This window comes from Tsukamurella sputi, assembly GCF_007858445.1.
Classification (GTDB): Bacteria; Actinomycetota; Actinomycetes; order Mycobacteriales; family Mycobacteriaceae; genus Tsukamurella; species Tsukamurella sputi.
Window position 1 is genome coordinate 12,521 of record NZ_VIGV01000008.1, and the last position, 17,514, is coordinate 30,034.

Genomic DNA, 17,514 nt, shown 5'->3' on the forward strand with positions numbered 1-17,514 from the left:
AGCTTAACCCCGCAGCGCCAGGAGCTCCCCCGCGCTGCGGGCGGGGTCCACGACGAAGGGCGCGTGGCCGCCGCCGTCCCACCACGACAGCGTCGCGTTCGGGAGGATCCGCGCGTGATGTTCCGCGGTCGACGGTGCCACCACCTCGTCGTCCTTCCCGTGCTGGACCAGGACGGGGAAGGTCCAGGCCGCGAGGTCCGCGTCGTGGTCGACGGTGCGCCGGAACAGCCCGCCGCGCACGGCCGGGGGCGTGGAGAGCGCGATCCCGAACTGCTGCTGGGCGACGGGGCCGAGCGCCTCCTGATCGAAGCCGTGCGGCAGCATGCGCAGCTTCGCCAGCGCGGTGATCGCCTTCCCGGGGTGCGCGGACAGCGCGGCGGGAAGGGCGGCGTTCATGGATTCGCCGGTGACGCCCCCGGGGAACGGGCCGTTCTCCTTGGAGCCGCCGATGGAGGTGATGGCGCCGATGAGGCCGACGGCGCGCACACCGTCGGTGCCGTGCGTGGCGAGATGGTCCGCGATGACGAGGCCGCCGTAGGACCAGCCGACCAGGATCACCTCGTCGAGCCCCAGGAGCTCCCGCACGGCCTTGACGTCATCGGCGAAGTCCTGGGTGGTGAACGAGGCGGGGACCGAGCTGCGACCGTGCCCGCGGTTGTCGACGGCGACCACGCGGTGCCCCGCGGCGGTGAGCTCGCCGATGAACGGCGCGCCCCACGAGTCCGAGCTGGCCGACCAGCCGTGGATCAGCAAGAACGCCGGCTTCGCCGGGTCGGCTCCCTCCGCATGGTCGACGTAGAAGATCTCCGTACCGTCGGCCGAGACGGCCAATCCCACTGATCGAGTCACGACTTCGACAGTATCCGCCGGGCGGGCCGGCGCGCGCCCGGCCCGGCGACGCCCTGTGAGCGCGCTGTGGAGTCGCGGTGAGCACGATCCGCTCGACCGGCCGGAAACCCCACCGGGGTCCCGCTGGGCGAACAATTGAAACGTCAAACCATTTGCGGTAGCGGTGCGGATTCTCACCATTGCGCCGGACTTGTTCTCCGCAATCAGAACCGCGACGAAGACGCCCTTCACCCAGGCTCGGACAACGAGGTTGAGAACCGTTGCCGCACAACCTTGTTCGACATACGGATCCATTCCGGCAAACACCTTCTTGCAATCACATATTCCGCGGCTGAGCAGACCTTCTAACGGCATTCATTCGTGTGATGCACGTCACAGATACTTGGGTTGTTTACACAGCTGACATTCAGTTAGCGTGGCGATCAACTTCGCAAACCGTTAACAACATGAACCCTGGAGGCTGACCACCGCAGAACAATCACCCTCGTCATTCCGGCGTCCAATGAGTACAAATATGGACCGGGATTCGAGGTACATATTTGGACCACGCCAGCGATTCGATCAACGAATCCGCGACGTCGATTCGAGGCCCATTCATGCCTGAGGACCTCCTGCCATCGATCGACCGCGAGGCGATCTCCACATTGGCGATCCTCGCGCGACGATTCCTCGGATCCACCCCACCGGGATCGATCATGTCGATCGGCGACTACCTCCTCCTCGAGGAGACCAGGACCGCGAAATCCGCTGTCGTGCTCTCCGATCTGGCCACAGCTCTTGCGAAGTCACAGGCCACTGTTTCCCGCTCCATCCGCCCACTCGAAGTACGAGGATGGCTCGCACGCACCGAACGCCGGATCGGCTCGAAGAAATTCGTACTGGTCCACCCCACCCGGGAAGGCGTGCAAGCGGCGAACCATGAATACCTGGTCCGCGCGACCGCACTGGTCAATGCGACCTCCGTATTGAGCGAGTCACAACTGCTCGCGCTCCTCAGTTCTCTCGAGAAACTCCGCTAGCACTTTCCTTCCGCCCTTCGCGCGACGGCATTCAGCCGCCGCGCTGCCCCTCCATTCCCACGAAAGGGTTCATTCTCATGAACTTCACGAAGCCCGCGGCGACCGCCGCTCTGGTGAGCGCCCTCGTGCTCGCGGCCGTCTCCGTCGGCGGCCCGGCCGCAGCGCAGGTCACGCCGCAGAACCCGTCCGGCCCCGTCAAGGGCGCCACCCAGACACTGACCAGCCCCGAGGGGCTGCGCGTCCAGGTCTCGCTCGCCGACCTCAAGGCACGGATCTTCCCGCCGCTCGCTGGCGACAACAAGTCCCGCCTGGCCTACGTCGACGGGAACGCCACCGGGCGGATCCTCGCGACCGGCGGCAACGCCCTCGAGAGCGCGTCGATCGAGGTCGGTTACCTGGTGGCCTGCGGCGTTCACGACGGCGGCTTCGAGTCCTGGATCGGAACCAACCAGTCTGTGGGCGCCACCGTCGGCGGCGGTGCGGCCGGCGCGCTCGGCGGCCCGATCCCCGCCGGCGCCATCGGCGGCCTCGGGCTCGTCAACGGTCAGCTCGGTACCAGCCAGAACCAGGTCATCAAGACCGCGCCGGGCACCGTCACCCTCGTTTCCCAGGACGTCAAGGCCATCAAGGACCCGAAGGCGGAGTCCTTCGGCATCCGGTTCAAGGAGAAGCGGATCAGCGTCTCCGGCTGCATCGGCAGCGTCGACGCCGTCGCCTACGCCACCGTGAAGGTGTCGAGCCGGTCGTACGACGACGCCAAGACCGCCTACAGCGAGATCATCCGTCTCGCGTAGGACCGGGCGCCGTTCGGAGGCGGCCCCTCGAATCTCCCGCCTCCGAACGGTTCACCCGCCTGATGACCATGGATGAAGACAGACCCTTCGGCATCGGCGAACGGGTGTGGATCGACCACGGCACGGGACACGTCTTCGGAGCGGTCCTGCAGGACGACGGCTTCGACCACCTCCCCGTCCTGTTCGACGACGGATCGGCGGAGTTCGTCGCGCGCCACCGGGTCCGACGGCTGCGGCTCTCCTGACACCTGCGCGACCGAGACCGCTCTTCCCGAGAGGACACCGTGCACGACGAGGCCTTGTGGGACGTCTGGTTCCCCCAGGCGGTGGAAATCACCGCCGCCGGCGTCCGCGACTTCGCCCGCGCGGTCCGGTGCTGGCACGTGCCGCACGAATCTCCGCTGGTGCTGCCCGCTCAGGCGGGCACGGCGCCCGCTACGCTCGGCGCCTCCGCGTTGCTCAGCGCCGCGACCGTCGTCGTCGCCCGTGCCATCCCGGGACGGAACCTGGCGCGCGTCCTGCACGTCGAGCAGAGCTTCGCCTACGATCGGCACCCCCGCGTCGGCGACGTCCTCGACGTCGGCGCGAGACTGACGCGCCGAACCTCCCGGGGCGCCGTCGCGCTCCTCACCATCGATGCCGTCCTCGCCGCCGACGGACGGACCCGGGTGCGAAGCTCCTCCACGATCGCCTACGACGGCTCTGAACTCGGCACCGCGGACCTCGCTTTCGAGGACGTCGCCGAGAGCGTGATGCGCACCGGCAGCGGGCCCGGCGCAGCGACCGCCGCGAACTTCGGGAATTAATCGGACCACGGTCCGGTTAATGGTAGTGTCAACTCACCAGCCACTCCCCGAGGAGGACGACATGCCCGCCGTCACCGCAGACACCCTCACCCTGCCCCGCCTCACGGCGGCGGCACCGTCGGACACCGAACGCCCGGTCCGGAGGATCACGACAGGACCACGGGGCCACGAGGGCGAAGGATTCCCCGTCGTCCGTGCGTTCGCCGGGGTCCACCCGCGCGACCTGGACCCGTTCATCCACATGGACCAGATGGGCGAGGTCGAGTACGAGCCCGGCGAACCCAAGGGCACGAACTGGCACCCGCACCGCGGCTTCGAGACCGTGACCTACATGATCGACGGCCTGTTCCAGCACCAGGACAGCCACGGCGGCGGTGGCCTCATCACCGACGGCGCCACGCAGTGGATGACAGCCGGCTCCGGCATCCTGCACATCGAGACCCCGCCCGCCGAGCTGGTCGAATCCGGCGGCACCTTCCACGGCATCCAGCTGTGGGTGAATCTGCCCGCCGCGGAGAAGTTCACGACGCCCGCCTACCAGAACCTCGAGGGCGGCCAGACCACCCTCGTGACGACGCCGGACGGCGGCGCGCTGATCCGCATCGTCGCGGGCGAGGTCGACGGTCACGCCGGACCCGGCTCCACCCGGACGCCGATCAACTTCGTGCACGCGACCATCGCGCCCGGCGCCGAGGCCTCGGTGCCATGGAACCGCGACTTCAACGCACTGGTCTACGTGCTCAGCGGGCGCGGCACCGTCGGACCCGCGGGGCATCCGATCCACCAGGGACAGCTCGCACAGCTCGGACCGGGCGACCGGATCACCGTGACCGCCGACGAGTCGCAGGACTCGCACCGGCCCGCGATGGAGGTGCTGATCCTCGGCGGCAAGCCGATCCGCGAGACCGTCGCACAGTACGGCCCGTTCGTGATGAACACCAAGGCCGAGCTGATCCAGGCGTTGGAGGACTACAACGCAGGCAAGTTCGGCGTGATCCCGCCCGACGCGCTGATGCCGCACGTTGCGCACTGAAGACGAGGCCGGGTTGGTCGTCCTAGCGTCGCAGGATCGCGCCGACGACGATTGCGCAGGCTAGGAAGGCAACCACGGCGACGAGATAAGCGATGACTGCACCTATTCCGCCGACCATCGACGAGACGAGGGAGGCTGCGCCGAAGGCGACGAGTCCCACAGCCGCCAAACCGATCCAAGCGACTCGCTTCACACGGCTCCGTCGAACGGCCTCCGGGGTCTCGGTCCCGTTGAGGATGTCAAATAGGTCCCAGCGAAGGCGACTGTTTCGGCGTGCACGATCAACATTCATGATTCACTTTCGCACAGTCGATCAGATGCCTCCAGTAACGCCGCGAACGGACGCACTCAGGGATAGGGCAACGCCGTCGCGTTCCGCGCGGCGAGCTGCGCGAGCATCGTGGTGACCTCGTCGGACTGCTCCTTGACCATCGCCGTCGCGCGCTGGCGTACCGCCGGCGCGTCGCCGCGCTGCTGAGCGACGGCGGCCATGTCGACTCCGCCCTGGTGATGCCGGACCATCAACTGCAGGAACAGGATCTCCTGCTGCACGCCCGACGACGTGGCGAGCGTCGTGAGTTCCTCGCTCGTCGCCATTCCCGGCATGGGGTGCTGCATCGCAGCCGAGCTCGGCGAAGCGGTCGTCGACGGGGTGGAGGCCGACGGAGACGCGGCCGACGGCATCGGCATCGCGTGGCCGCCGTGACCGCCCGCGCCCACCGACGTGCCGGCACTTGCGGGGGCCGCGGAGGCTGTCATCCATGCCATCGGGTTCGCGTTCTGCAGTGGCTGCCCGAGTACCTCGAGCCAGCCCATGAGCACGCCGATCTCCCGGCTCTGCGACATCTGGATCTGCGTGGCGGCGCCGCGCACGTCCGCGCTGAGGTCCGGCCGCAGCAGCTCGACCATCTGGATCGCCTGCTGGTGATGAGCCATCATGTCCTGCCCGAAGCCGATGTCGGCGGCGCTGAACCGCTGCGGTTCGCCGAGGTCCTCCGCCGACGAATCGGTCCGTGTCCCCTTGCCGATCAGGACACCGATGATCACCGCGAGCGCCAGCGCCAGCACCGCGGCGGCCACGCGCACGGATCGACGCCCCGTGAACTCCGTCATCGCTGCGGGTACACCTTCGGATCGATGCGCAGGCGCATGAAGCCGTTGTCCATGCAGCTGACCATGAGCTCGTTGCCGCGGAACTCGGGAGGCGACATGCACCAGTCGGCGGACAGATCCGTTCCGAGCAGCCGGCTCTGGTCGTTGAGGAGGCCGTTGACGGGCGCCTGGCCCTGGAGGATCGACCACGCGATCGACAGCGTGCCCGTGATCGGAGGCGAGATGATGGAGCCGATCATCGCGTGCGTCGAGTTCGGCAGTTGCAGGTTCTTGCCCGTCTGCGCCGGTGGGTTGAAGTAGGCGATCTCCCGGATCCGGTCGGGGTCACGGATGTCGAAGACGCGGATGCCGGACTGGATCCAGCCGCACGCCATGGCCGTCGGCTGCTCCTGCCGGTCGACGGAGCAGTAGTGCGCGTCGTACCCGAAGACGCCGTTCGAGGTGGCGCTCGACGCCCACTTGGTGGCGTTCTTCGGCAAGTTGATCTCGAGCTTGATCTGGTTGCGCAGCTTGAGGTTCGAGACATCGCTGAGACTGAGCAGCTTCACCCCGCCGGACCCCGCCTCGTCGACGACGTAGACGTAGGGCTTACCGTCGTAGGTGACGTAGATGCTGTGCTGCGTGAAGAGCCCGTCGAGCCACAGCTTGCGGCCGATGTGCGGCACCGGCGCGGTGACGACGGTGCGGGGCTTGCGGTCCTGGATCGCGGAGACGTCGATGACGGTGATGCCCGCGAGCGTGGAGGCGTAGAGCCGGCGACCGTCGGGCGAGAAACCGACGCCGTGCCCCTCGATTCCCGTGATGCCCGACCAGACGACCATCGGATTCGCCGGGTCGGTGATGTCGACGGCGCTGAGATGCCCCGCGATCGGCCCGGACGCCCAGTACGTCCTGCCATCGGGCGAGAAGTCGCCCTCGTGGGTGGTGATCGGGATCGGCATCGCCAGGTTGCTGCCCGGACCGGGGTTGAGCAGGCGCGGGTGGGCGCAGTCCGTCGCGATGTCGTAGACGCCCATGTAGCCGAAACCCTCGCCGAGAGGAACCGAGGTCCCGACCAGCAGCCCGCGCTTCGCGTTGACCTTCAAGGACTCCCACGTCCCGGTCACCATGCCGAGCTCGTTGAGGACCGCCGTCTGCTTCGGGTTCTTCGGGTCCGAGTTGTCGATCACCCGCACGCCCGGGCCGCGGCCGCCCGCGAAGTTCGTCGGGAAGGTGGTGGAGATGTACGCGCAGTTCTTGTAGCTCGGGCTGACGATGCCCGCACCGTCGCCCTGGTACTGGCCGACGAGATCGATGTTGCAGTTGTAGCCCTTGGTGCTGCGCCGGTTCTTACGGTCCTCGAGCGGGACGTCGCCCTGGATCCCCGTCTCGACGCGGTCGCCGTCGCGGCAGTCCGCGCGAGCCACCGCCTTCTCCCAGCGTTCGGTCGATGGAAGGTACGACGGGTCAGCGAGAGCGGTGCCGGGCGCGCCCGGCACCCCCACCACGACGAGCACCCCGACGACCAGACAGCGCACCAGGGTCGACGCCCCCGAACCGACGGTCTTCATGCATCCTCCCCACCCGAGGCCCGGCCGATCCGGAACCTGGGGTGTCGGTTGTTGACCGTAACGACCAGAACGTCCCCCAGCCCCCGAATGGGGAATTTCGACTAACTTCCTGCGGTTCTTCGAGCGTCGAGCACCGGCAGGGCGAGGTCGCACCACTCGACGTTCTCCCGCTCGAAGCGCAGGCCACGCAGCAGCGTCAGATACGGCCCGCCCAGGTGCCGGTCGGCGAGGAGCTCGTCGCGCGCGCGCCCGCCGAGCCAGGAGCGCTCGATCCGTTCGTAGTAGGCGAGCTTGGCGGCAGAGGTCGCGCGATGAGCACGTACGGCCTCGCACACCGCCGCCGGATCCCCGACCTCGACGGCCTGCACCATCACCATCAGCTCGTCGCGGATCGCCGTCGCTCGCGGGGTCGACGCGGTGAACGCGGCGAGCTCGGCGCACCCGGCGTCGGTCAGGCGGAAGACACGCTTGTTCGGCCGCTTCTCCTGTTCGACGGTGCGCGCGGCGACCGCGCCGTCGGATTCCATCCGGCCCAGCTCGCGGTAGAGCTGCTGGGGTGTCGCGACCCAGAAGTTGGCGCGGGCACCGTCGAACTCCTTGGAGAGGTCGTACCCCGAGGCCTCCCCGAGCACGAGGAGCGTCGATTCGATCGCATGCCGCAGCGCCATGTCTTCCATTCTAGTCAATTAGTTGCTTATACTCGCGCATGCATACTCAACAAATTTACTAGGAGATGTCATGCGTGAGTTCCGTGCCGCCGTCGAAGCCCGCAACGCCGACGCCTTCGACGGCCTGCTCGCCGACGACGTGACCTTCACCAGTCCCGTCGCCTTCAAGCCCTACGAGGGCCGGCACATCACCGCGGCCATCCTGCGCGGCGTCATGCGGGTCTTCGAGGACTTCCACTACATCCGCGAGATCAACGACGGCGACGACCATGCTCTGGTCTTCGAGGCCGTCGTCGACGGCAAGAAGATCACCGGCTGCGACTTCATCCACGTGAACACCGAGGGAAAGATCGACGACTTCATGGTCATGGTCCGGCCGCTGTCCGCCGCTCAGGCGCTCTCCGCGGCCATGGGCGCCCAGTTCGGCACCATCGCCGAGGAGGCCGCCGCGGCCGCGCAGGCCGAGGCCGCCGAGGCCTGACACGACTGACACGGCCGAATGCGCCGATACATGCGCATTCACCTATTCGACAGTGGCACGACGGCGCCGCTACTCTAAATGACAACGATTCCCATTGCTGTCGTCAGGAGTTCGCCCGTGCGCCACCCCCATCGTCTCGCCCGGGTCGTCGGCGCCGTCACCGTCGCGGCCCTCGCCCTCACCGCGTGCGGGCCGTCGTCGTCGGACTCGGGTGACGGCAGGCCCGCCGTCGTGGCGTCCACCGACGTCTACGGCGCGATCGCGAAGGCCGTCGCCGGCGCCGACGCCGACGTGACCGCACTGTTCACGAACCCCACCGGCGACCCGCACGAGTTCGAGCCCTCCGCGCAGGACACCCTCAAGGTCAAGAAGGCCGCGGTGCTCGTCTACAACGGCGGCCACTACGACGCCTACATGGAGAAGGCCGCCGACGGCGCCTCCGCGGCCAAGGTCGACGCCGTCGCTCAGCAGGAACCCAAGGGCGAGAACGAGCACGTCTTCTACGACCTGCCCACCATGCAGAAGGTCGCGACCGCGGTCGCGAAGGCGCTGTCGGAGAAGGACGGCGCGCATCGCGACGGCTACGAGAACCGGGCCAAGGAGTTCGGGACGAAGCTCGACGTCGTGATCGCGCAGGCGCGTGCCATCGGCCACGCGAACCCGGGCGCGAAGATCGCCGCCACCGAGCCCGTCGCCGGCTACCTGCTGTCGCTCGCAGGCCTCAGTGACATCGCACCCGCCCGCTACACCGCGGCCATCGAGTCGGGGACCGATCCGGCACCGGCCGACATCGCCGCCGCGAACGCACTGGTCAGCGGCAAGCAGGTGCGCGCCGTCGTGCTCAACGCGCAGACCGAGAGCCCCGTGACCTCCGCGCTGGCGAAGACGGCCGAGACCGCCGGCGTGCCCGTCGTGAAGGTCACCGAGTCGCTGCCCGCGGGCGTCGACGACTACGTCGCGTGGCAGGCCGCCAACGTCAAGGCACTGTCCGACGCGCTCGCGCCGCGCCCGTGAGCGCACTGTCGGACCCGGTGATCCGCCTGCGGGACGCCGGGCTGAGCTACGGCGACCGCACCCTCTGGGACGGGCTCGACCTGGACATCGCGCCGGGCGAGTTCGTCGCCGTCCTCGGCCCCAACGGCGCCGGTAAGACCTCGCTGCTGCGCATCCTGCTCGGCCAGAGCCACCTCACCGCGGGAACCGTGCAGGTGAACGGGCGGATCGGGTACATCCCGCAGCAGCGCGCGCTCGACGGTGCCGTTCCCCTGCGCGGGCGCGACCTCGTGGGTCTCGGTTTCGACGGGGCCGCCTGGGGCCTCGGCCTGCGCAACCGCAGTGCCCGACGGTCCGCCGTCGACGCCGCGCTGCAGCAGGTCGACGCGGAGGCCTTCGCCGACGCCCCCATCGGCTCCCTCTCCGGCGGCGAACAACAGCGGCTGCGCGTGGCCCAGGCCCTCGCCTCGGACCCGACGATCCTGCTCTGCGATGAGCCGCTGCTCTCCCTGGACCCCGGTAACCAGCAGCTCGCCGTCTCGCTGATCGAGCGCCGGCGCCGCGAGCACGACACCGCCGTGCTGTTCGTGACGCACGAGATCAACCCCGTGCTGCCCTACTGCGACCGCGTGCTCTACCTGGTGGACGGGCGGTTCGAAGTGGGACCGACCGCCGAGGTCATGACCTCGGAGCGGCTGACCCGGCTGTACCGCACCCCCGTCGACGTGCTGCACGTCCGCGACCGGCTCGTCGTGGTGGGAGGCGAATGATGGACCGGCTCGCGAACCTGACGAACTTCTCCCTCACCTGGGAGCTGCTGCAGCAGCCCTTCGTGCAGCAGGCGCTGCTCGCCGCAGCGCTGCTCGGTGTACTGGCCGGAGTGATGGGGCCGCTCATCGTCTCGCGGCAGATGGCCTTCAGCGTGCACGGCACCTCCGAGCTCTCGCTCACCGGCGCCGCCTTCGCCCTGCTCATGGGGTGGAGCGTGGGCTCGGGCGCGCTGCTCGGGGCGCTGGTCGCGGGCCTGCTCTTCGGCCTGCTCGGCGTCTACGCCCGCGAACGCGACTCGGTGATCGGCGTCATCATGGCCTTCGGCCTCGGACTGTCGGTGCTCTTCCTGGCGCTGCACGACGGGCGGCAGGGCACTGCGTTCGCGCTGCTCACGGGACAGATCGTGGCCGTCGGGATGAGCGGCGTGACGCTCATGGCGATCACCACCGTCGTGGTGCTGCTGATCCTGGCCTTCATCTACCGCCCGCTGTTGTTCCTCTCCACCGATCCCGACGTCGCGGCCGCGCACGGCGTACCCGTGAAAACGCTGTCGGTGGTCTTCGCGATGCTCGTGGGCGCCGCGGCCGCGCAGGGCGTGCAGATCGTCGGGGCGCTACTGGTGATGTCGCTGCTGATCACGCCCGCGGCCGCCGCCGCCCGGGTGACCAGCTCGCCCGGCAGGGCGACGTTGCTGTCGCTGATCTTCGCGCTCACCTCGGCCGTGGGCGGCATCATCCTCTCGCTCGCCCCCGCACTGCCGGTCTCCGTCTTCGTCACGTCGATCTCGTTCCTCATCTACATGGTCTGCCGCCTACTCGGGCAGCGCGGGCGCCGCGGCACCGTCGCGCCGGTCGAGGAGGCCCACGACTGCCGGCACGCGCTACCGTCGAGGTCGTGAGAATCGACCTCAACGCGGACTGCGGCGAGTCCTACGGCGCCTGGCGCCTCGGCGACGATGCGGCGCTACTCGACGTGGTGACCTCGGCGAACGTGGCCTGCGGCTTCCACGCCGGCGACCCGACCACGCTGCGCGAGACCTGCGCGGCAGCCGTGACCCGCGGTGTCGCGATCGGTGCGCAGGTCGGGTACGCGGACCTGCGCGGCTTCGGCCGGCGCTCGATCGACCTGCCGTCGGCGGACCTCACCGCCGACGTGATCTACCAGATCGGCGCGCTGCAGGCGATCGCGCGGAGCGTCGGCGGCACCGTCGACTACGTGAAGCCGCACGGCGCTCTCTACAACCGGATCGTCACCGATTCCGCGCAGGCCGAGGCCGTCGTGGAGGGCGTGCTCGCCGCCGCGCCGGACCTGCCGGTTCTCGGCCTCCCCGGCTCGGCGTTCCTCCGCCTCGCCGCCGAGCGCGGGCTGCGGGTGGTACGCGAGGCCTTCGCCGACCGCGCCTACCTGCCCGACGGTGCGCTCGTCCCCCGCTCGCGCGCGGGCTCGGTGCTGCACGATCCCGACGAGATCGCCGCGCGGGTGCTGCGCATGGTCGGCGACGGCACCGTCGAGGCGATCGACGCCACCGAGGTGCGGCTCGCACCGGAATCGGTGTGCGTGCACGGCGACAACCCCGCCGCCGTCGCAGTGGCGCGACGGTTGCGCACCGTGCTCGACGGTGCCGGCGTCACGATCGCGCGGTTCGCCTGACGGCCGCTAATCCGTGAACCGGGTGGGCGCGGTCGCGACCAGGCGGACGCAATGGTCCACCAGCTCCTCGCGCGTCACGTCGAGCCGACCCGAGAGATGTTCGGTGAACAGCGAGGTCAGCGCACCGACCAGGCCGATCGAGACGAGCCGGCGCGTGGTCTCGTCGACCTGGCTCGGGAGGGCGCCGGCGACGACGGCGAAGAAGTCCGGCATGCGGCCCAGGCCGCGTTCGGACAGCGCCGCCTCGCGGTAGGGAGCGAGCAGCAGAACGCGGCCCGTATCAGGGTGGTCGATGACGAGCTCCACGAACGCGGCCACCGCGGCCGTCGACATCTCGACGGGGTCCGCGGCACCGCGGACGGCACCCACCAGGGCCTCCTGCGCACGATCGCTGACATCATCGAAGACCGCCTGCGCGAAGCCGTCCCGAGTGCCGAAGGCCTCGTAGAAGTAGCGCTCCGTGATCCCCGTCGAACGACAGACGGCCCGCACCCCCAGAGCGCCCGCCTCCGGACCACCGAGGAGCGCGATACCGACGTCGAGCATCTGCCGGCGCCGATTCTCCTGCCGTTCCTCGAGGGAGGTCATCGGTTCAGAGTAACGCAGACGACCTTTACTGACGGCGCTGTCGCGCGAACTCCGCCAGGACGACGCCCGCGGCGACCGACGCGTTGAGCGACTCCACCGACGAGGCGATCGGGATCGACAGGATCGAGTCGCAGTTCTCGCGGACCAGCCGCGACAGTCCCTTGCCCTCGGACCCGACGACCACGACCACGCCGGTGTCGGCGCGGTAGTCGTCCAACGTCACGTCGCCGCCCGCGTCCAGGCCCACGACCTGCAGGCCCGCGGCCGCGTAATCGGCCAGCGTGCGGTTGAGGTTCGGCGCCTGCGCGACCGGCAGGCGTGCCGCCGCACCCGCCGACGTGCGCCAGGTGACGGCGGTGACCGCGGCGGACCGTCGACCCGGGATGACCACGCCGTGACCACCGAACGCGGCCGTCGAGCGGATCACCGCGCCGAGGTTGCGGGGATCGGTGATGTTGTCGAGAGCGACGATGAGCGGCGCCTCGCCGCGGTCCTGCGCGCGGGCGAGGAGATCCTCGGGGTGCGCGTACTGGTACGGCGGGATCTGCAGGGCGATGCCCTGGTGCAGCCCGTTGTCGCTCATCCGGTCCAGCTCGCCGCGCTGCACCTCGAGGATCGCGATGCCCTTGTCGGCCGCGATCTGCACCGATTCGGTGAGCCGCTCGTCGTTCTGCGCGCCGAGCGCCACGTAGAGGGCCGTCGCGGGGACGCCCGCCCGCAGGCACTCGACGACCGGATTGCGGCCGAGGACGTACTCGGGCCCGTCGTCGGCGGGGCGGCCGGCGATCTTCGTCGGGCGACGCTGCGGATTCGCGGCCGCCTTCGCCGCGGCCCGTGCCTTCTTGTGCGCGGGGTGGTACGGGCGGTCCTTCGCGGCCGGAGTCGCACCGCGCCCCTCCAGGCCGCGCCGACGGACGCCGCCCGAGCCCTGGACCTGCCCCTTCTTGGTGCCCGCCTTGCGGACAGCGCCGCGGCGCTGCGAATTGCCTGCCATCAGTTGCCCGCCTTCTTCTTGAGTGTCCATGCGGAACCGTCGGCACCGTCGGTGACCTCGATGCCCGCGGCCTGCAGCCGATCGCGCGAGGCGTCGGCCTCCGCCCAGTTCTTCTCCGCCCGCGCGGCCGCGCGCCGCTCGAGCTCGGCCTGCACCAGCACGCCGAGGGCGTCCATGGCCTGACCGTCGCCGGCGTTCTCCGTGACCCAGTGCGGGTCCAGCGGATCGACGCCGAGGATCGCCGTCATGGCGCGCACCGCGCCCGCCAGGCGCCGCGCCTCGTCGAGATCGCCCGACTCGAGCGCCGCGTTCCCGGCGCGCACGGCACCGTGCACCTCCGCCAACGCCGACGGTACGCCGAGATCGTCGTCCAGCGCAGCGGCGAAGCCCTCAGTCCACTCCCCGAGCCGCACCTCCCCCGCCCGTTCGACGGTGCGCTGCACGAACGCCTCGATCCGGCCGTACGCCGTGACCGCCTCCTGCAGCGCTCCCGCCGAGTACTCCTGCATCGAGCGGTAGTGCGCCGAGCCGAGGTAGTACCGCAGTTCCACCGCGCGGACCTGGGTGAGCAGGTTCGGGATCGAGACCACGTTGCCGAGGGACTTGCTCATCTTCTCGCCCGACATGGTGACCCAGCCGTTGTGCAGCCAGTAGTTCGCGAAGGCGTCGCCCGCGCCGTGCGCCTGGGCGATCTCGTTCTCGTGATGCGGGAAGACGAGATCCATACCGCCGCAGTGGATGTCGAACTGCGCACCGAGGTAGCTCGTCGCCATCGCGGAGCACTCCAGGTGCCAGCCCGGGCGGCCGTCGCCCCACGGCGACGGCCAGCTCGGCTCGCCCGGCTTCGCCGCCTTCCACAGCGTGAAGTCCAGCGGATCCCGCTTGCCCTCGGCCAGGGTCTCGCCCTGCTGCACGTCGTCGACCTTCTGGCGGCTGAGCTCGCCGTAGGTCGGCAGGGAGCGCACGGAGAAGTAGACGTCGCCGGCCGCCGCGTAGGCGTGGCCGCGCTCGATCATCCGCTCCATGTACGTGACCATCTGGGTGATGAAGCCGGTCGCGCGCGGCTCCGCCGACGGGGGCAGCACCCCCAGCGCGTCGTAGGCGCGGGTGAACTCGCGCTCGTGGGTCGCGGCCCACTCCCACCAGGGACGGCCCGCCTCGGCGGCCTTGCGCAGGATCTTGTCGTCGATATCCGTCACGTTGCGCACGAAGGCCACGTCGAGACCCTTCGCGAGGAGCCAGCGCCGCAGCACGTCGAAGGCCACGCCGCTGCGGATGTGCCCGATGTGCGGGACGCCCTGCACCGTCGCGCCACAGAGATAGATGCCCGCCTTGCCGTCCACGAGGGGCACGAAGTCACGGACCTCGCGGGTCAGGGAGTCGTAAAGGCGCAGCGTCACGACGACTGATTCTACGGGTCGCGGTGCGAGCACTTCGCAGGTCAACCCGCTTCGCCCTCAGCGCCGGGAAAAGTAGGATCATCGGGTGCCTGAACGCCACGTCTCCGAGGTCAGCCGCGGCACTGCGATGGGCATCGCCGCGTACCTGCTCTGGGGCCTGTTCCCGCTCTACTTCGACGCGCTCAAGCCCACCGGGCCGTGGGAGATCCTCGCCCACCGCATCCTGTGGAGCCTGCTGCTGTGCGTGGTGGTCCTCGCGGTGCTACGCGACTTCCGCTGGCTGCGCGATCTGCGCGGGCAGTACCGGCTGCTCGCAGGTGTCACGATCGCGGCACTCCTCATCGCGACCAACTGGGTGGTCTACATCGCCGCCGTCACGTCGGGTCACACCTCCGACGCCGCGCTCGGCTACTTCCTCAATCCGCTGGTGACGGTCGCGCTCGGGGTCGTCGTGCTGGGCGAGAAACTGCGGCCGCTGCAATGGGCCGCCGTCGGGGTCGGGGTGTTCGCCGGTGTCTTCCTCACCATCGCGGGCGGCCGGTTCCCCTGGACCTCGCTGGCCCTCGCCTTCTCCTTCGGCCTGTACGGCCTGGTCAAGAACAAAGTGGGAGCGCACCTGAGCGCGCTGCACGGCTTCACGCTGGAGACCGCGATCCTCGCGCCGCTCGCGGCGATCGCGCTCGGCCTGATCGCTGTCTGGGGCGGCGGACTCGACTTCGGCCGCCACGGCGCCGTGCATACGACGCTGCTCGCGCTGGCGGGCGTCGCTACGGCCGTCCCACTGCTCCTGTTCGCCGCGGCCGCGCGCCGCATCCCCCTGGTGACCGTCGGACTCATCCAGTTCGCGACGCCGATCATGCAGCTGCTGTGCGCCGTACTGTTCCTCGGCGAGCACGTCTCCACGGCCCGGTGGATCGGCTTCGGCATCGTCTGGATCGCGCTGATCCTGCTCACGCTCGACAGTGTGCGGGCACTGCGTCGGGCCCGCGCGGGTCAGCTCGCCGCGTAGACCAGCGCCGTGGCCATCGCGGCCACGCCCTCGCCGCGGCCGGTCAGTCCCAGACCGTCGGTCGTGGTGGCGGACACGGAGACCGGGGCACCGAGCAGCGCGCTCAACACGTCCTGCGCCTCGGCCCTGCGCGGCCCGACCTTGGGCCGGTTGCCGATCAGTTGCACCGCCGCGTTCCCGACGGTGAAGCCCGCATCGTCGAGCAGCCCGCGCACGTGGGTGAGCATCTCGGCCCCCGTGATGCCGACGTTGTCCGAGCGGCCCACACCGAAAACGGTGCCCAGATCGCCGAGGCCGCCGGCCGAGAGCAGCGCGTCGCACAGGGCGTGCACCGCGACGTCACCGTCGGAGTGGCCGGAGCAGCCGTCACCGTCGAACTGCAGGCCGAGCATCCAGCAGGGGCGTCCGGCCTCGAAGGGATGGACGTCGGTCCCGATGCCGACGCGGGGGACGATCATGCTGACTCCTCGACGAGGACCTGCGCGATGCGCAGGTCGAAGGCGGTGGTGATCTTCATGGCGAGCGGATCGCCGGCAACGGTGGCGACGGTGCCGCCGGCCCGTTCCACGAGCCCGGCGTCGTCGGTGGCGAGAGCGCCGGGGGCGGCGGCGTAGGCCGCGTGCAGTGCCTCGGCGGTGAAACCCTGCGGCGTCTGCACGGCGCGCAGGTCCGCCCGGTCGACGGTGGCGAGCACGGCACCGTCGGCGTCGACGCGCTTGACGGTGTCGGCGACGGGCAGGACGGGGATCACGGCCGACGCCCCGGCCCGCAGGGCGTCGACGACCCGCACGATCATCGGCGCCGGCGTCAGCGGCCGCGCGGCGTCGTGCACCAGGACGTGGTCGTGGCCGGGCGCAGCGGCGAGGCCGGCCCGCACCGAATCCGTGCGCTCGGCGCCGCCCACGACGACGCGGGCCCGCGGGACGAGCTCGCGAGCGCGCTCGATCATGTCCGCCGGCACCATGACGACGACCTCGTCGACGGCCCCGGACGTGAAAAGACCGTCCACTGCCCTTTCGAGCAGCGAACGGTCCTTCAGAGTCACGAAGGCCTTGGGGATGTTCAGCCCCAGGCGCGTCCCCTGCCCGGCGGCGGGGACCAGCGCGACGACGGTCAGGACGCCGCCGCCAGCACCTCGTCGAGCATCGACTCGGCCTTCTGATCGTTGGTGGACTCGGCCAGCGCGAGCTCACCCACGAGGATCTGGCGGGCCTTCGTCAGCATGCGCTTCTCGCCCGCCGACAGGCCGCGGTCCTGCTCCCGACGCCACAGGTCGCGGACGACCTCGGCCACCTTGTTCACATCGCCCGATGCGAGCTTCTCGAGGTTCGCCTTGTACCGGCGCGACCAGTTCGTGGGCTCCTCGGTGTGCGGCGCGCGCAGCACCTGGAAGACCTTGTCCAGGCCCTCCTGGCCGACCACGTCACGAACGCCCACGACCTCGGCGTTCTCAGCGGGAACCTTGACCGTCAGATCACCCTGTGCGACCTTGAGGACGAGGTACTCGCGCTCACGGCCACCGATGGTCTTGATCTCGATAGCTTCGATCAGTGCGGCACCGTGATGGGGGTAGACAACGGTGTCTCCGACCTTGAAAATCATCTGATCCTTGCCCCTTTCGATATGACCAGGATAACACGGGGCCGAATCGGGCTGCTCGGCAACGTCGCAGGTCAGGACTCGTCCACAGCTTGACAAACGAAGCCCTGGCTGTTCTCCCCAGGTTCTGGCGATCGGCGGTCTCCACGATGTCGCGTAGTAGACGACACGGCGTCGCGCAGTAGTTGACGCCCGGC

21 protein-coding genes are annotated in these 17,514 nt (G+C 69.6%); 11 read left to right on the plus strand and 10 right to left on the minus strand.

What is annotated here, in order from left to right:
* Window positions 1–3 precede the first annotated feature (3 nt).
* The gene (locus tag FK268_RS18750) at window positions 4–849 is read right to left on the minus strand and encodes an alpha/beta fold hydrolase (protein ID WP_158636156.1); all 846 of its coding nucleotides are present in this window, start codon (window positions 847–849) and stop codon (window positions 4–6) included.
* A gap of 539 nt (window positions 850–1,388) precedes the next feature.
* Here FK268_RS18750 and FK268_RS18755 point away from each other — a divergent pair.
* The 5 genes from FK268_RS18755 to FK268_RS18770 all read left to right on the plus strand — a co-directional run bounded on the left by FK268_RS18755 (window position 1,389) and on the right by FK268_RS18770 (window position 4,501).
* Entirely contained in the window at window positions 1,389–1,868 is a 480-nt protein-coding gene (locus FK268_RS18755; RefSeq protein ID WP_146436852.1) for a helix-turn-helix domain-containing protein, read from the plus strand.
* Window positions 1,869–1,945: 77 nt separating this feature from the next.
* Complete coding sequence (locus FK268_RS18760) at window positions 1,946–2,662, plus strand: MspA family porin (RefSeq protein WP_146436854.1); 717 nt, start codon at window positions 1,946–1,948, stop codon at window positions 2,660–2,662.
* Window positions 2,663–2,730: 68 nt separating this feature from the next.
* Window positions 2,731–2,907 (plus strand): hypothetical protein, encoded by a 177-nt coding sequence (locus FK268_RS24290; protein ID WP_158636157.1) that lies wholly within the window; start codon window positions 2,731–2,733, stop codon window positions 2,905–2,907.
* A 39-nt stretch (window positions 2,908–2,946) separates the two neighbouring features.
* Window positions 2,947–3,468 carry an FAS1-like dehydratase domain-containing protein gene (locus tag FK268_RS18765; RefSeq protein ID WP_158636158.1) on the plus strand — a complete coding sequence of 174 codons (522 nt, stop codon included), beginning with the start codon at window positions 2,947–2,949 and terminating at the stop codon, window positions 3,466–3,468.
* Window positions 3,469–3,529: 61 nt separating this feature from the next.
* Window positions 3,530–4,501: a pirin family protein gene (locus tag FK268_RS18770; protein ID WP_146436858.1), complete on the plus strand. Its 972-nt coding sequence runs from the start codon at window positions 3,530–3,532 to the stop codon at window positions 4,499–4,501.
* 348 nt (window positions 4,502–4,849) lie between these two features.
* On the opposite strand, the gene FK268_RS18775 is transcribed toward FK268_RS18770, so the two are convergent.
* The 3 genes from FK268_RS18775 to FK268_RS18785 all read right to left on the minus strand — a co-directional run bounded on the left by FK268_RS18775 (window position 4,850) and on the right by FK268_RS18785 (window position 7,832).
* The gene (locus tag FK268_RS18775) at window positions 4,850–5,614 is read right to left on the minus strand and encodes a DUF305 domain-containing protein (protein WP_146436859.1); all 765 of its coding nucleotides are present in this window, start codon (window positions 5,612–5,614) and stop codon (window positions 4,850–4,852) included.
* Window positions 5,611–7,164 carry an LVIVD repeat-containing protein gene (locus FK268_RS18780; RefSeq protein ID WP_146436861.1) on the minus strand — a complete coding sequence of 518 codons (1,554 nt, stop codon included), beginning with the start codon at window positions 7,162–7,164 and terminating at the stop codon, window positions 5,611–5,613. The genes FK268_RS18775 and FK268_RS18780 overlap by 4 nt, the downstream gene beginning before the upstream one ends.
* A gap of 101 nt (window positions 7,165–7,265) precedes the next feature.
* Window positions 7,266–7,832 (minus strand): PadR family transcriptional regulator, encoded by a 567-nt coding sequence (locus tag FK268_RS18785; protein WP_146436862.1) that lies wholly within the window; start codon window positions 7,830–7,832, stop codon window positions 7,266–7,268.
* A 70-nt stretch (window positions 7,833–7,902) separates the two neighbouring features.
* On the opposite strand from FK268_RS18785, the gene FK268_RS18790 reads away from it, so the two are divergent.
* From FK268_RS18790 to FK268_RS18810, 5 genes are all read left to right on the plus strand, one after another.
* Complete coding sequence (locus FK268_RS18790; protein ID WP_146436864.1) at window positions 7,903–8,313, plus strand: nuclear transport factor 2 family protein; 411 nt, start codon at window positions 7,903–7,905, stop codon at window positions 8,311–8,313.
* A gap of 117 nt (window positions 8,314–8,430) precedes the next feature.
* Entirely contained in the window at window positions 8,431–9,327 is an 897-nt protein-coding gene (locus tag FK268_RS18795; protein WP_231707154.1) for a metal ABC transporter solute-binding protein, Zn/Mn family, read from the plus strand.
* The gene (locus FK268_RS18800; RefSeq protein WP_438696004.1) at window positions 9,324–10,076 is read left to right on the plus strand and encodes a metal ABC transporter ATP-binding protein; all 753 of its coding nucleotides are present in this window, start codon (window positions 9,324–9,326) and stop codon (window positions 10,074–10,076) included. The genes FK268_RS18795 and FK268_RS18800 overlap by 4 nt, the downstream gene beginning before the upstream one ends.
* Window positions 10,076–10,975, plus strand: coding sequence for a metal ABC transporter permease (locus FK268_RS18805; RefSeq protein WP_146436867.1), 900 nt, complete (start codon window positions 10,076–10,078; stop codon window positions 10,973–10,975). Before FK268_RS18800 ends, FK268_RS18805 begins: the two co-directional genes overlap by 1 nt.
* Window positions 10,972–11,727: a LamB/YcsF family protein gene (locus FK268_RS18810; RefSeq protein WP_146436869.1), complete on the plus strand. Its 756-nt coding sequence runs from the start codon at window positions 10,972–10,974 to the stop codon at window positions 11,725–11,727. The genes FK268_RS18805 and FK268_RS18810 overlap by 4 nt, the downstream gene beginning before the upstream one ends.
* A 6-nt stretch (window positions 11,728–11,733) precedes the next feature.
* Here FK268_RS18810 and FK268_RS18815 read toward each other — a convergent pair whose 3' ends face one another.
* Genes FK268_RS18815 through cysS form a run of 3 tightly spaced genes read right to left on the minus strand, consistent with a single transcriptional unit; the run spans window position 11,734 to window position 14,709 of the window.
* Window positions 11,734–12,315, minus strand: coding sequence for a TetR/AcrR family transcriptional regulator (locus FK268_RS18815; protein ID WP_146436870.1), 582 nt, complete (start codon window positions 12,313–12,315; stop codon window positions 11,734–11,736).
* A gap of 25 nt (window positions 12,316–12,340) precedes the next feature.
* Window positions 12,341–13,309: a 23S rRNA (guanosine(2251)-2'-O)-methyltransferase RlmB gene (gene rlmB, locus FK268_RS18820; RefSeq protein WP_146436871.1), complete on the minus strand. Its 969-nt coding sequence runs from the start codon at window positions 13,307–13,309 to the stop codon at window positions 12,341–12,343.
* Window positions 13,309–14,709 (minus strand): cysteine--tRNA ligase, encoded by a 1,401-nt coding sequence (gene cysS / locus FK268_RS18825; protein WP_146436872.1) that lies wholly within the window; start codon window positions 14,707–14,709, stop codon window positions 13,309–13,311. The genes rlmB and cysS overlap by 1 nt, the downstream gene beginning before the upstream one ends.
* An 85-nt stretch (window positions 14,710–14,794) precedes the next feature.
* Here cysS and rarD point away from each other — a divergent pair, with 85 nt between their 5' ends.
* Window positions 14,795–15,718, plus strand: a complete 924-nt coding sequence (gene rarD, locus FK268_RS18830; RefSeq protein WP_231707155.1) for an EamA family transporter RarD — start codon at window positions 14,795–14,797, stop codon at window positions 15,716–15,718.
* Here rarD and ispF read toward each other — a convergent pair.
* The 3 genes from ispF to FK268_RS18845 are packed head-to-tail and all read right to left on the minus strand — an operon-like array spanning window position 15,703 to window position 17,320.
* Complete coding sequence (gene ispF, locus FK268_RS18835) at window positions 15,703–16,176, minus strand: 2-C-methyl-D-erythritol 2,4-cyclodiphosphate synthase (RefSeq protein WP_146436873.1); 474 nt, start codon at window positions 16,174–16,176, stop codon at window positions 15,703–15,705. The two genes, rarD and ispF, sit on opposite strands and share 16 nt — an antisense overlap.
* Window positions 16,173–16,835, minus strand: coding sequence for a 2-C-methyl-D-erythritol 4-phosphate cytidylyltransferase (gene ispD, locus FK268_RS18840; protein ID WP_146436874.1), 663 nt, complete (start codon window positions 16,833–16,835; stop codon window positions 16,173–16,175). Before ispD ends, ispF begins: the two co-directional genes overlap by 4 nt.
* Window positions 16,832–17,320, minus strand: coding sequence for a CarD family transcriptional regulator (locus FK268_RS18845; RefSeq protein ID WP_146436875.1), 489 nt, complete (start codon window positions 17,318–17,320; stop codon window positions 16,832–16,834). The genes ispD and FK268_RS18845 overlap by 4 nt, the downstream gene beginning before the upstream one ends.
* Window positions 17,321–17,514: the final 194 nt, after the last annotated feature.

Excerpts from the sequence above, each read along its gene's own strand:
- FK268_RS18760 (WP_146436854.1), top strand. The coding sequence starts at position 1,946 with ATGAACTTCACGAAGCCCGCGGCGACCGCCGCTCTGGTGAGCGCCCTC.
- FK268_RS24290 (WP_158636157.1), top strand. The coding sequence starts at position 2,731 with ATGGATGAAGACAGACCCTTCGGCATCGGCGAACGGGTGTGGATCGAC.
- FK268_RS18770 (WP_146436858.1), top strand. The coding sequence starts at position 3,530 with ATGCCCGCCGTCACCGCAGACACCCTCACCCTGCCCCGCCTCACGGCG.
- FK268_RS18775 (WP_146436859.1), bottom strand. The coding sequence starts at position 5,614 with ATGACGGAGTTCACGGGGCGTCGATCCGTGCGCGTGGCCGCCGCGGTG.
- FK268_RS18780 (WP_146436861.1), bottom strand. The coding sequence starts at position 7,164 with ATGAAGACCGTCGGTTCGGGGGCGTCGACCCTGGTGCGCTGTCTGGTC.
- FK268_RS18785 (WP_146436862.1), bottom strand. The coding sequence starts at position 7,832 with ATGGCGCTGCGGCATGCGATCGAATCGACGCTCCTCGTGCTCGGGGAG.
- FK268_RS18790 (WP_146436864.1), top strand. The coding sequence starts at position 7,903 with ATGCGTGAGTTCCGTGCCGCCGTCGAAGCCCGCAACGCCGACGCCTTC.
- FK268_RS18805 (WP_146436867.1), top strand. The coding sequence starts at position 10,076 with ATGGACCGGCTCGCGAACCTGACGAACTTCTCCCTCACCTGGGAGCTG.
- FK268_RS18815 (WP_146436870.1), bottom strand. The coding sequence starts at position 12,315 with ATGACCTCCCTCGAGGAACGGCAGGAGAATCGGCGCCGGCAGATGCTC.
- rlmB (WP_146436871.1), bottom strand. The coding sequence starts at position 13,309 with ATGGCAGGCAATTCGCAGCGCCGCGGCGCTGTCCGCAAGGCGGGCACC.
- ispF (WP_146436873.1), bottom strand. The coding sequence starts at position 16,176 with ATGATCGTCCCCCGCGTCGGCATCGGGACCGACGTCCATCCCTTCGAG.
- FK268_RS18845 (WP_146436875.1), bottom strand. The coding sequence starts at position 17,320 with ATGATTTTCAAGGTCGGAGACACCGTTGTCTACCCCCATCACGGTGCC.